This is a genomic window from Amnibacterium sp. (assembly GCF_051956055.1).
GTDB lineage: Bacteria > Actinomycetota > Actinomycetes > Actinomycetales > Microbacteriaceae > Amnibacterium.
On the sequence record NZ_JBQCGC010000041.1, the window covers coordinates 1 to 12,483 of the forward strand.

At 72.9% G+C, this 12,483-nt stretch carries 9 protein-coding genes; 6 read left to right on the plus strand and 3 right to left on the minus strand.

What is annotated here, in order from left to right; genetic code table 11:
- Positions 1 to 131: 131 nt before the first annotated feature.
- From ACTHLI_RS06405 to ACTHLI_RS06420, 4 genes are all read left to right on the plus strand, one after another.
- Positions 132 to 971: a carbohydrate ABC transporter permease gene (locus ACTHLI_RS06405; protein ID WP_440182395.1), complete on the plus strand. Its 840-nt coding sequence runs from the start codon at positions 132 to 134 to the stop codon at positions 969 to 971.
- Between the two features lie 7 nt (positions 972 to 978).
- Positions 979 to 1,902 carry a carbohydrate ABC transporter permease gene (locus ACTHLI_RS06410; protein ID WP_440182312.1) on the plus strand — a complete coding sequence of 308 codons (924 nt, stop codon included), beginning with the start codon at positions 979 to 981 and terminating at the stop codon, positions 1,900 to 1,902.
- A gap of 79 nt (positions 1,903 to 1,981) precedes the next feature.
- Positions 1,982 to 4,084, plus strand: a complete 2,103-nt coding sequence (locus tag ACTHLI_RS06415; protein WP_440182313.1) for an alpha-galactosidase — start codon at positions 1,982 to 1,984, stop codon at positions 4,082 to 4,084.
- Positions 4,081 to 6,906 carry a glycoside hydrolase family 2 TIM barrel-domain containing protein gene (locus ACTHLI_RS06420; RefSeq protein ID WP_440182314.1) on the plus strand — a complete coding sequence of 942 codons (2,826 nt, stop codon included), beginning with the start codon at positions 4,081 to 4,083 and terminating at the stop codon, positions 6,904 to 6,906. Before ACTHLI_RS06415 ends, ACTHLI_RS06420 begins: the two co-directional genes overlap by 4 nt.
- A 22-nt stretch (positions 6,907 to 6,928) precedes the next feature.
- Here ACTHLI_RS06420 and ACTHLI_RS06425 read toward each other — a convergent pair whose 3' ends face one another.
- The 3 genes from ACTHLI_RS06425 to xylA are packed head-to-tail and all read right to left on the minus strand — an operon-like array spanning position 6,929 to position 10,103.
- Complete coding sequence (locus ACTHLI_RS06425; RefSeq protein ID WP_440182315.1) at positions 6,929 to 7,420, minus strand: IS1096 element passenger TnpR family protein; 492 nt, start codon at positions 7,418 to 7,420, stop codon at positions 6,929 to 6,931.
- Positions 7,421 to 7,459: 39 nt separating this feature from the next.
- Complete coding sequence (gene xylB, locus ACTHLI_RS06430) at positions 7,460 to 8,887, minus strand: xylulokinase (protein WP_440182316.1); 1,428 nt, start codon at positions 8,885 to 8,887, stop codon at positions 7,460 to 7,462.
- A 25-nt stretch (positions 8,888 to 8,912) separates the two neighbouring features.
- Positions 8,913 to 10,103: a xylose isomerase gene (xylA, locus tag ACTHLI_RS06435; protein WP_440182317.1), complete on the minus strand. Its 1,191-nt coding sequence runs from the start codon at positions 10,101 to 10,103 to the stop codon at positions 8,913 to 8,915.
- A gap of 124 nt (positions 10,104 to 10,227) precedes the next feature.
- Here xylA and ACTHLI_RS06440 point away from each other — a divergent pair, with 124 nt between their 5' ends.
- On the plus strand, positions 10,228 to 11,196 hold the full coding sequence (locus ACTHLI_RS06440; protein WP_440182318.1) for an acetylxylan esterase: 969 nt from the start codon (positions 10,228 to 10,230) through the stop codon (positions 11,194 to 11,196).
- Complete coding sequence (locus tag ACTHLI_RS06445; RefSeq protein ID WP_440182319.1) at positions 11,193 to 12,461, plus strand: endo-1,4-beta-xylanase; 1,269 nt, start codon at positions 11,193 to 11,195, stop codon at positions 12,459 to 12,461. The genes ACTHLI_RS06440 and ACTHLI_RS06445 overlap by 4 nt, the downstream gene beginning before the upstream one ends.
- The last annotated feature ends 22 nt before the right edge of the window (positions 12,462 to 12,483 follow it).

The window sequence follows — 12,483 nt, forward strand, 5'->3', positions numbered from 1 at the left end:
CCCCCCCCTCGCCGGCCCGCGCGCGCGCGCCCCCCCCCCCCCCGCCGCGGCGGGCCCCCCCCCCCCCCCCCCCCCCCCCGCGGCGCCACCTGCGTGCGCTCACCACACGCGACCGCATCGTGCTCGGGGTGATGATCGGCATCCCGACGCTGATCCAGGCGATCCTCGTCTGGATCCCGATGCTGGCGTCGATCGTGCTGTCGTTCTTCAAGTGGGACGGGCTCGGCCTGTCGGGCTTCCACTTCGAAGGGCTGACGAACTACAACTTCGTCTTCAACCAGGCGCCGCAGTTCTGGCCGGCGCTGCTCCACAACATCGTCTGGCTGCTCTTCCTCGGCGTGATCGGCACGCCGCTGGGCCTGCTGTTCGCGGTGCTGCTCGACTCGAAGATCCGGGGGAGCCGGATCTACCAGACCGTGTTCTTCATGCCGGTCATGCTGTCGCTCGCCCTGATCGGCATCATCTGGCAGCTGATGTACTCGCAGGACAACGGGCTCATCAACAACGTGCTCGGCACCGCGGGCACCTCGTCGGCGGTCGACTGGTTCGGCAACTCGAGCGTCAACCTCTGGGCGGCACTCGTCGCCGCGACCTGGCGGCACGCCGGCTACATCATGGTGCTGTACCTGGCGGGGCTGAAGGGCGTCGACCCGAGCATCAAGGAGGCGGCGTCGCTCGACGGCGCCAACGGTCGGCAGACGTTCTTCCGCATCGTGTTCCCGGCGATGGCGGCGACGAACGTGATCATCGTGGTCATCACGGTGATCGAGTCGCTGCGCGCGTTCGACATCGTCTACGTGATCAACAAGGGCTCGAACGGGCTCGAGCTGCTCTCCGTGCTCGTCGTGCAGTACCTGGTCGGGGAGACGCAGGTGATCGGCATCGGCAGCGCGTTCGCGGTGGTGCTGCTCGTCATCTCGCTCGTGCCGATCGTGATCTACCTGTCCCGGACGTTCCGGACGAAGGAGTGATGGGCCGATGACGACCACCACGGCTTCGACGGCCGCGCGCGCGACGCGCGTGACCGCCTCGACGCGTACGAAGATCAAGAACGGCCCCGCCATCTGGGGCGCGTACGTCTTCCTCACGGTCGCCGCGATCCTGTGGCTGATCCCGCTGCTGTGGGCGGTCTACACCTCCCTCCGGCCGAAGGCGGACACCGACCGGCTCGGGTACTTCTCGATCGGCGGCAGCTACGGGTTCTCGAACTTCGTCCAGGCGTGGACGCAGGGCGGCTTCCTGACCTACTTCGGCAACTCGGTGTTCATCACGATCCTGACCGTGATCCTCACGCTGTTCTTCGCGTCGATGATGGCGTTCGCGGTGAGCCGGTTCTCCTGGCGCTTCAACGTGACGCTGCTGATCATGTTCACGGCCGGCAACCTGCTGCCGCCGCAGGTGCTGGCGACCCCGATCTTCGAGCTGTTCAAGCTGCTCCAGCTGCCGTACTCGATCTCGGACTCCGGCTCGCTGCTCAACCAGCTGATCGGTGTCGTGTTCGCGAACACCGGCTTCCAGATCGGCTTCTGCACCTTCGTGCTGTCGAACTTCATGAAGGCGATCCCGCAGGAGCTCGGCGAGGCGGCGCGCGTCGACGGCGCCGGCGTCTGGACCCAGTACTGGCGCGTGATCATGCCGCTCACGCGTCCCGCGCTGGCCGCGCTCGGCACGCTCGAGGTGATCTTCATCTACAACGACTACTTCTGGCCGTTGATCCTGATCCAGAGCGGCGACCGCCTCCCGATCACCACCGCCATCAACAACCTGCAGGGGCAGTTCCTGTCGAACTACAACCTGCTCTCGGCGGGCGCGATCATCACCGTCATCCCGACCCTCGTCATCTACCTCGCCCTCCAGCGGCAGTTCGTCGCCGGCCTGACCCTCGGCGCCAGCAAGGGCTGACCCGCGCCCTTCGTCGTTCAGGAGATCCGGACGCGAAGCGCGCGAATCTCCTGAACGACGAAGAAAGGACTGCTTCCGCATGCCCGAACAGCACTACCTCGAGGCCGCAGGTGTCGGCCTCCTCGTCGACCTCACGGACCGCGACCCGGTCGTCGTGCACTGGGGCGCGCCGCTCGGCTCGCAGGTGCCCGACGCGGGAGCGCTCACCGCGGCCGTCCCGCACTCGAACTTCGACGGTCCCATCCGGCCGTCGCTGCTGCCGCAGCTCTCCCGGGGCTGGCGCGGTCGCCCGGCCGTCCGCGGCAGCCGCGGGGGCGCGGCGTTCTCGCCGCTCCTCGCGCTCACCGGGGTGGAGGAGGGGCGCTCGTCCCTGACCCTGCGGCTCGCGGATCCGTCCACCGGGATCGACGTCGCGGTGTCGCTCGAGCTCACCCCCTCCGGTCTCCTCCTGCTCGACGGCGAGCTCACGAACACCGGCACCGACGTGTACACGCTCGACCGGTTCGATCTCGCGCTGCCCGTGCCGGCCCACGCGGCGGAGTCGCTCGACACCACCGGCCGGTGGGCGCGCGAGAAGCACCCGCAGCGCCGCCGGATCGACCAGGGCACCTGGGTGCGCAGCGGGCGGCACGGCCGGACCGGGCACGACGCGACCGCGGTCATCGCGGCGGGGACGAGCGGGTTCGGTTGGCGGTCCGGGGAGGTCTGGGCGCTGCACCTCGGCTGGAGCGGCAACCACGAGGCCTTCGTCGACCGCATCGGCAGCGGGCAGACCCAGGTCGGGGCGGGCGAGCTCCTCGAGCCCGGGGAGCTGCGGCTGGAACCCGGGCAGTCCTACCGGACCCCGCGGCTCTTCGCCGCGTACTCCGCGGACGGGCTCGACGGCGTCAGCGCCCGCTTCCACGCCTGGCTGCGCGCCAGGGACCAGCACCCGAGGACGCCGCGACCGGTCGTGCTGAACACGTGGGAGGCCGTCTACTTCGACCACGACCTCGGCACGCTGCGTGCGCTCGCGGACGCGGCCGCCGACCTGGGCGTCGAGCGGTTCGTGCTCGACGACGGCTGGTTCGGCCACCGGAGGAACGACCGGGCCGGGCTCGGCGACTGGTGGGTCGATCCCGCGGTGTGGCCCGACGGGCTCGGGCCGCTCATCGACCACGTCCGGGGCCTCGGCATGCAGTTCGGGCTGTGGGTCGAGCCGGAGATGGTGAACGAGGACTCCGACCTCATCCGCGCGCATCCCGACTGGATCGCGGGGCCGGCAGGCCGGACCTCGATCGACTGGCGGTTCCAGCAGGTGCTCGACCTCGCGAACCCGGAGGCGTTCGCCGCGATCCTCGACCGCATCGACGCGCTGCTCACCGAGTACCCGATCGCCTACCTGAAGTGGGACCAGAACCGCGACCAGCTCGAGCTGGGGCACGACGGGTTCGCGTCGACGCACGAGCAGACGCTCGCGGCGTACCGGCTCTTCGACGAGCTGAAGGCCCGCCACCCGGACGTCGAGATCGAGTCCTGCTCCTCCGGAGGCGCCCGGGTCGACCTCGGGGTGCTGCAGCTGACGGACCGGGTCTGGACCTCCGACACGAACGACGCGCTCGAGCGCCAGACGATCCAGCGCTGGACGCAGCTGGTCGTGCCTCCGGAGCTGGTCGGGGCGCACGTCGGGCCGACCACGTCGCACTCGACCCGCCGCACGCACGACATCGACTTCCGCACGGCGACGGCGCTGTTCGGCCACTTCGGCATCGAGTGGGACATCACGACCGCGACCGAGGAGGAGCGCGAGGGGCTCCGGGCCGCGATCGCGCTCTACAAGGAGTGGCGCGACGTGCTCCACACCGGCGTCGCCGTCCGCGGCGACGTGCCGGACCCGGCCGTGCAGGTCACGGGCGCGGTCGCCCAGGACGGCGCCAGCGCGCTCTTCGCGTTCGCGCAGCTCACCACCAGCGCGAACGAGTGGCCGGCGCCGGTGCGCCTCCCCGGCCTCGACCCCGAGCGGAGGTACCGGGTGACGGCCGCGCTGCCCGTCCCGGCGCACGCGACGCTCGACCGCAGCGGGCCGCCGTGGCTCGCGACCGGCGTCGAGCTCTCCGGCACGGCGCTCGCCGTGCTCGGCCTGCCGATGCCCGTCCTGAACCCGGAGCACGCGATCGTGCTGCGGGTGGAGGCCGTCGCGTGACCGGGGCGCTCACCGACGACGCGCTCGTCGGCTCCGGCTGGATCCCGCCGCGGGCGCGCTTCGCCACCGACGCCGCCCTCCTATCCCTGAACGGCGAGTGGGCGTTCCGGCTGTCGCCGGGCCTCGCCGCGGCGCCGGACGACCTCGCCGAGACGGACGGCAGCGGTTGGGAGCGCATCCCGGTCCCGTCGAGCTGGCCCATGCAGGGGCACGGCTCGCCCTGGTACACGAACACGCGGTTCCCGTTCCCGGTCGACCCGCCGCACGTGCCCGACGCCAACCCGGTGGGCGACTTCGTGCGGACCTTCGACTGGTCCGGCGGACCGGCGGTGCTGCGCCTCGACGGGGTGGACGCCCGCGGCGAGGTGTGGGTGAACGGCGTGCGCCTCGGCTCGACGGCCGGCAGCCGGCTCGTGCACGAGTTCGACCTCAGCGGCGTCGTCGTCGCCGGCACGAACACGGTCGCGCTCCGCGTGACCCAGTGGGCGGCGACGAGCTACCTCGAGGACCAGGACATGTGGTGGCTGCCCGGCGTGTTCCGCGACGTCGCCGTGCAGGCGACGCCCGCCGGCGGGCTGCAGGACGTGCGCGTGGAGGCGCACTGGGCAGACGGTCGCGGCGTCCTGCTCGTCGACGCGGACACCCGCGACGGCGCGGTCGCCGTGGTCGACGTCCCGTCGCTCGGGCTGACCGGTCTCGCCGTCGGCGAGGCGCACGAGGTCGGCCCGGTGCCGGGCTGGACGGCGGAGACGCCCGAGCTCGTCGACGTGGTGGTGCGCACCGAGGCCGAACGCGCCTCCCTCCGCGTCGGGTTCCGCACCATCACGATCGAGGACGCCCAGCTGAAGGTGAACGGGCGCCGCATCCGCATCCGCGGCGTGAACCGGCACGAGCACCACCCCGACCTCGGCCGGGTCGTGCCGACCGCGGTCGTGCAGCGCGAGCTGCTGCTCATGAAGCAGCACAACGTGAACGCGATCCGCACGTCCCACTACCCGCCGCACCCCGATCTGCCCGGCCTGGCGGACGAGCTCGGCTTCTACCTGATCGACGAGTGCGACCTCGAGACGCACGGGTTCTTCCACGTCGGCTGGCGCGACAACCCGAGCGACGACGCGGCGTGGGAGCCCGCCTACCTCGACCGCATGCGCCGGACCGTCGCCCGGGACCGGAACCACCCGTCGGTGATCATCTGGTCGCTCGGCAACGAGGCGGGCACCGGGCGCAACCTGGAGGCGTCCGCGCGCCTCTCGCACGAGCTCGACCCGTCGAGGCCGGTGCACTACGAGGGCGACTGGTCGAGCACCTACGTCGACGTGTACTCCCGCATGTACGCGCACCAGGACGAGGTCGACGCGATCGGGAGGCAGGCGGAGGAGCCGCTGCCCGACGCCGCTGCGGACGCGCACCGGCGTGCGCTGCCGTTCCTCCAGTGCGAGTACGTGCACGCGATGGGCAACGGCCCCGGCGGCATGTCCGAGTACGAGACGAGCTTCCGCCGCTACCCGCGCACGCAGGGCGGCTTCGTGTGGGAGTGGCTCGAGCACGGCATCCGCCGCACCACGGACGACGGACGCGAGTTCTTCGCCTACGGCGGCGACTTCGGCGAGGAGCTGCACGACGGCAACTTCGTCGCGGACGGGCTCGTCGACGCCGACCGCAACCCGCGGCCCGGGCTGCTCGACTACAAGAAGGTGATCGAACCCGTCGAGCTGACCGTCGACGGCGAGCTGCTGTCGATCACGAACCGGTACGACTTCGTGACGCTGGACGGGCTGCGCTTCGAGGTCGACGGGGAGCCGCTCGCGGTGCCGACGGTCGCGCCGGGCGCGACCGTCACCGTGCCGCTGCCGTCCGCCGGAGGCGTGCGGACGGTGCGCGCGGTGCTCGCCGCCGACACGGCCTGGGCGCAGGAGGGCCACGAGATCGCGTGGACGCAGACGGGGGCCCTGCCGGTGCAGGAGCCGATCGTCGGCGGCGTCCCGCCGGTGCGCGAGGGCGATGCGCTCCGGCTCGGTCCCGCCGTGCTCGACGGCGTGACCGGGCGCCTCCGGACGCTCGCCGGGACGCCGGTGCCCGGGCCGGAGGTGGCGCTCTGGCGCGCACCGACCGACAACGACCGCGGGGTCGGGAACGAGCGGGCCGGCCTGCCGAGCGATGCGCAGGCCTGGGCCGCCGCCGGGCTCGACCGGCTGCACGCCAGGGTCGAGTCGGTCGAGGTCGGCGCCGACGCCGTCGTCGTGACGACCGTGGTCGGGGCCGCGGGGCACGACGGGCGGGTGCGGGTCGCGCTCCGCTGGTCCTCCGACGGGACGGCGGTGCGGCTCGACGCGACCGCGACGCCGTTCGGCGGGTGGCCGTCGGGCTGGGCGCGGTTCGGGCTCGAGCTGTCGCTGCCGTGGGCGCCGGACACGATCCGCTGGGACGGGTACGGGCCCGGGCAGCGCTACCCCGACACGGGTCAGTCGCAGCGGCTCGGCAGCTGGGCCGTCGAGGACGCGGCGGACCTGCACACCGACTACGTCAAGCCGCAGGAGAACGGGTCGCGCTCGGGCGTGGTCGCCCTGTCCCTCGGCCGTGCGGGCGCCGGGTTCACGGTGACGGGCGACGGGTTCGCGTTCACGGCGAGCCCGTGGACATCGGCCGAGCTCGCGGCCGCCGCGCACCCCACGGACCTGCCCGCAGCCGGCGACCGGTGCCGGCTCGTGCTCGACCTCGCCGAGCACGGGATCGGCACCGCCTCCTGCGGCCCCGGCGTCCTGCCGCAGTACCGTCTGGACCCGCGGGAGGTGACGGGAACGCTCGTCCTCCGCCCCTGGTGACTCACGGGGCGCGGAAGGCGGATCAGCGGACGCCCGCGCCCCAGCCCGGATGGATCGGCGGGAGGTCGCGCGCCTGCGGGTCCTTCCCGGGCGCCCCGCCCTCGTCGTCGAGCCAGCGGCGGCCGTACTGGTCGGGCAGGTCGCCCGCGCCGAAGTACGCGACGGGGACCTCCGGCACGACGCCGAGCAGGTCGAGCGGGTCGATCCGCTGCTCCTCCACGCGGCAGATGTGCGTCCACCCGTCGCCGAAGTCGAACTCGTACGCGAACGCCTCGCCTGACTGGAGGCGGCCGAGCCGCGTCGTCTCCTCGTCCAGCGCCTCCCGCTCCGGCCAGTCCGGGTCGGGGATGCCGACGGAGGTGCCGTCACCGAGCGTGAAGCCGTGCAGGTGCCCGAAGTCCCAGCGGCCGAACGCCTCGTCGATCGAGCGGGCGAGCTGCGCGAAGGTGTGCGTGCGGGAGGCCGCGAACACCCGACCCGGACGAGGCCACCAGTAGCGGCCCCGCCCCTCCACGAGCTCGACCTTGATCGCCGCGGAGGGCCCCCGGAGCGGTCAGCGGGCGCGGGCTGCCGCCGACCGGTAGGCGTCGAGGATCTCCGGGCGGTGGTCCGGGGCGGGGGAGGCGACCTCCGGCACGGGCCACGACGGCCGCTTCCCCGTGAGCGCCCACGCGGCCTGGACCGACCCGCCGAGCGCGACGTACTCGCCCGGCTCGGGTACGACCACGGGTTCCGCGAAGACCTGCGCCGCGACCGCCTGCACGGCGGGGTTCAGCGCGGCGCCGCCGATGAGCAGCAGCCGTTCGGCGACGACGCCCTGCGCCTGCACGGCCGCGAGCCCGTCCGCGAGCGCGCAGAGCAGGCCCTCGACCGCGGCGCGGGCGAGGCCCTCCCGCGTCGTGTTGCCGAGCGTCATCCCGACGAGCGACGCCGTCGCGTCCGGCAGGTTCGGCGTGCGCTCGCCTGCGAAGTAGGGCACGAGCACGAGGCCGCCCGCGCCGGGCGACGCGGCGAGCGCGAGCCGGCCCAGCTCGTCGTGGTCGACGCCGAGCAGCCGGGCCGTCACGTCGAGGATCCGCGCCGCGTTGAGCGTCGCGATGAGCGGCAGGTACTCGCCCGACGCCGACGCGAACCCGGCCACGGTGCCGGAGGCGTCGTGGGTGGGTGTGGGGCTGACGGCGAACACGGTGCCCGAGGTGCCGATCGAGACGACCACGTCGCCCGAGCTCGCGCCGAGTCCGAGCGCGGCGCCGGCGTTGTCGCCGGCGCCGGGGCCGACGACGATGCCCGCCGGGATCCCCTCGATGCCGGCGACCGTGCGGCCCGCGGCCTCCGACGGGCCGAGGACCCGGGGCAGCACCACGTCGTGCCCGAGCGCCAGCTCGAGCATCCCTCGGTCGTACCGCGAGCGGACCGGGTCGAAGTAGCCGGTGCCGGAGGCGTCGGAGCGGTCGGTCGCGAGCGCCTCGAGCACGGGGCCGGAGGGGGAGTCCTCCTCCGGCCCGTACCCGAGCAGACGCCACGTCAGCCAGTCGTGCGGCAGGGCGACGGCCGCGACCCGGCGGGCGTTGTCCGGCTCGGCGTCGCGCAGCCAGCGCAGCTTCGTCGCCGTGATGGAGGCGACCGGCACGGTGCCGGTCCCCTCGGCGAGCGCCTGGGCGCCGACCTCGTCGATCAGCGCGAGCGCGGCGGGCGCCGAGCGCGTGTCGTTCCAGAGGAGGGCGTCGCGGACGACCTCCCCCTCCGCGTCGAGGGCGACCATCCCGTGCTGCTGGCCCGCGATCGAGATCGCGGCGACGTCGTCGAGGCCGCCCGCGTCGGCGATCGCCGAGCGCAGCGCGTCCCACCAGTGACGGGGATCCACCTCCGTGCCGTCCGGGTGCGACGCCCGGCCCGTGCGCACGACGGCGCCGGTGTCGAGGTCGCGGACGACCACCTTGCAGCTCTGCGTCGACGAATCGACACCGGCGACGAGGGTCATGCCGGCGTTCCTCCCGCGGCCGGGCTCAGCGGGCGCCGAGCAGGTGGTCGATCGCCAGCTGCTGCAGCCGCACGAAGCCGAAGCCGTGCCCGTTGAAGTACGCCTCGGCGTCGAAGTCCTCGTACGAGGCGCGGTCGGCGAGCAGGTCGTCGAACGACTCGCCCTCGGACAGCGTCGGGGTCGCGAGCTCCAGCACCTTGGCGCTCTTCAGCAGCTCCTGCACCTCCGGGTCGGCGCGGAAGGACTGCGCGCGCTCCTTGAGCAGCAGGTACATGCGCATGTTCGCCGCGGCGGAGTCCCAGACGCCGGTCTCGTCCTCGGTGCGGGACGGCTTGTAGTCGAAGTGGCGCGGGCCGTCGTAACCCGGGCCGCCGGCGAGGCCGCCGTGCTCGAGCAGGTCGACGAGGGAGAACGCGACGTGCAGGTCGCCGTGACCGAACACCAGGTCCTGGTCGTACTTGATCGACCGCTGGCCGTTCAGGTCGATGTGGAAGAGCTTGCCGTGGTACATCGCCTGCTGGATGCCGGCGGTGAAGTTGAGGCCCGCCATCGTCTCGTGGCCGACCTCGGGGTTGACGCCGGCCAGCTCCGGGTGCTCGAGCGTGTCGATGAACGCGAGCGCGTGGCCGACGGTCGGCAGGAGGATGTCGCCGCGGGGCTCGTTCGGCTTCGGCTCGATCGCGAACCGGATGTCGTAGCCCTTGCTGAGCACGTAGTCGGAGAGCAGGTTCACGGCCTCGCGGTAGCGGTGCAGCGCCTGCTGGATGTCCTTCGACGTGTCGTACTCGGCGCCCTCGCGGCCACCCCACATGACGAACGTCTTCGCGCCGAGCTCCGCGGCGAGGTCGAGGTTGCGGAGCACCTTGCGCAGGGCGAACCGGCGCACGGCGCGGTCGTTCGAGGTGAAGCCGCCGTCCTTGAACACCGGGGCGCTGAACAGGTTCGTCGTCACCATGGGCACGATCAGCCCGGTGTCGGACAGCGCGCCCTTCAGGCGGTCGATCTGCTTCTGGCGCTCGGCGTCGGTCGATCCGAAGGCGAACAGGTCGTCGTCGTGGAAGGTGAGGCCGTACGCGCCCAGCTCGGACAGCTTCTCGACCACGTGCACCACGTCGAGCGGTGCGCGCGTGGGGCCGCCGAACGGGTCCGCACCGTTGTAGCCGACCGTCCAGAGGCCGAAGGAGAACTTGTCGTCGCGGGTCGGCGTCAGTGCCATGAGAGGGTCCGTTTCCTCGTCGAAGCGAAAATGTTGCAGCACACAACATAGGTCGTAGGCTGGCCTTCGGCAAGGTCGCCGGGCCGGATGTCGGCAGCGGCACATCGATGCGCGAAGGGATCCGATGTTCACCGATCTTCCTGTCGAACTGCTCCGGAAGCACCGCACCTCCGTGGAGGTGCCGGAGGATCTCGACGACTTCTGGTCCGCTCGGCTCACCGAGGCCCGCGCCCTGGCGGAGCCGCCGGAGGCGACCGAGGTGGACACCGGCCTCACCGCGATCCGCACCTGGGACGTGCGGTTCTCCGGCTGGGGCGGGCAGCGCATCGCGGGCTGGCTCCGTGCGCCCGCGGCAGCGGAGGAACCGCTGCCTGCGATCGTCGAGTACGTGGGCTACGGCGGCGGCCGCGGCGCTGCCCTCGACAACCTCGCCTTCGCCGCGGCCGGCTACGCGCACCTGATGATGGACACGCGCGGGCAGGGCTCCGGGTGGAGCGCCGGCATCACCCCCGACTCCGGAGGGACCGGTCCGGAGGTGCCGGGCGTGATGACCAGGGGCATCGACGACCCGGCGCAGTACTACTACACGCGGTTCTTCACGGATGCGGTGCTCGCGGTCGACGCCGTCCGCGCGCTGCCGGGCGTCGACGGCTCCCGCGTCGGGGTGACGGGCGGCAGCCAGGGAGGCGCCGGCGCGCTCGCCGCCGGTGCGCTCGCGGAGGACGTGCGCGCCGTCGCCGCGCGCGTGCCGTTCCTCTGCGACATCCCGCGGTCGATGACGATCACGGACGCCCGGCCGTTCCACGAGCTCGTCGACTACCTCGCGGTCCACCGCGACCGGGCCGACCACGTGCTCGGCGTCCTGGCCAGGATCGACGGCGCGGTGCTCGCGTCCCGCATCACCGCGCCGCTCGTTATCTCGGCCGCGCTGATGGACGCGATCGTGCCGCCGTCCGGTCCGTTCGCGGCGTTCAACGCCGCGCCCTCTGAGCGGAAGGAGATCCTCGTCCACCCCTACAACGGGCACGAGGGCGGCGGCGCGGAGGACATCGCGGCGGCGCTGCGCCTGTTCGCCGCGGAGCTCCGGCGGTGACGGGCGGCATTCCCGCCCACCACCGCGCCGACGCGACCGTGCGCGTCCTCGACGCGCACGGTGAGCCGCTGCGGGACGCCGACGTGCTCGTCGAGCAGCGCCGTCAGGCGTTCGGTTTCGGCACCATCGGCTTCGACCTGCTGCCGCTCGTCGGCGGCCCGGCGCCCCGCGGCGCGGAGGACGTGGAGGCGTTCGGCACCGCGGAGGGGCTGCCGCTCGAGGTCCTCGAGCCGGCCTACCTCGGCCTGTTCAACCAGGCGACGCTGCCGTTCTACTGGGGTCGCTACGAGCCCGAGCGCGGCGTCACCGACGAGGAGCGCCTCCGGCGCACGGCGCAGTGGTTCGTCGACCGGGGCGTGACGGTGAAGGGGCACCCGCTGCTGTGGCACACGGTCACGCCCGCCTGGCAGGCGGCACTGCCGCTCGACGAGGTGGAGCGGCTGCAGCGCGAGCGCAGCCGGGCGCTCCCCGCCGCGTTCGCCGGGCTCATCGACGTGTGGGACGCGATCAACGAGGCCGTGATCATGCCGGTCTTCGCCAACGGCGCGAACCGGATCACGGACCTCGCGGCCGAGAAGGGGCGGCTCGAGACGGTCCGGCTCGCGTTCGAGGAGGCGCGCGCGGGCAACCCGGGCGCGACGCTGCTCATCAACGACTTCGATCTGTCGCCCGCATACGAGCGGCTCATCGAGCAGGTGCTGGAGGCGGGCGTCGCCGTCGACGCGATCGGCCTCCAGACCCACATGCACCAGGGGTACCGGGGCGAGGAGGCGACGACCGCCGTGCTCGACCGCTTCGCCCGGTTCGGCCTGCCGCTCCACATGACGGAGACGAGCCTCGTCAGCGGGCACCTGATGCCGCCAGGGATCGAGGACCTGAACGACTACCGGATCCCGGAGTGGCCGAGCACCGAGGAGGGGGAGGCGCGGCAGGCGGACGAGCTGGTCCGGCACTACCGCACGCTCGTGGGGCACCCCGCGGTCGAGGTCGTGAACTACTGGGGCCTCACGGACGCCGGTGCGTGGCTGGGCGCGCCGGTCGGGCTGCTGCGGAAGGACGGCTCGCGGAAGCCGGGCTACGCCGCGCTCGAGCGGCTCATCCGCGGCGAGTGGTGGATGCCGGCGACCGTGCTGCGCACCGACAGGGACGGCGCGGTGCGGGTGACGGGCTTCGCCGGGGACTACGTCGTCAGGGCCGACGGCCGCGAGGCGGGATTCGCCCTGTCCGCCGGCGACGGTGCGACCTCGGTGCACCTGCCGGGGTGACCGGAGGCAGAATGGCGCCCGA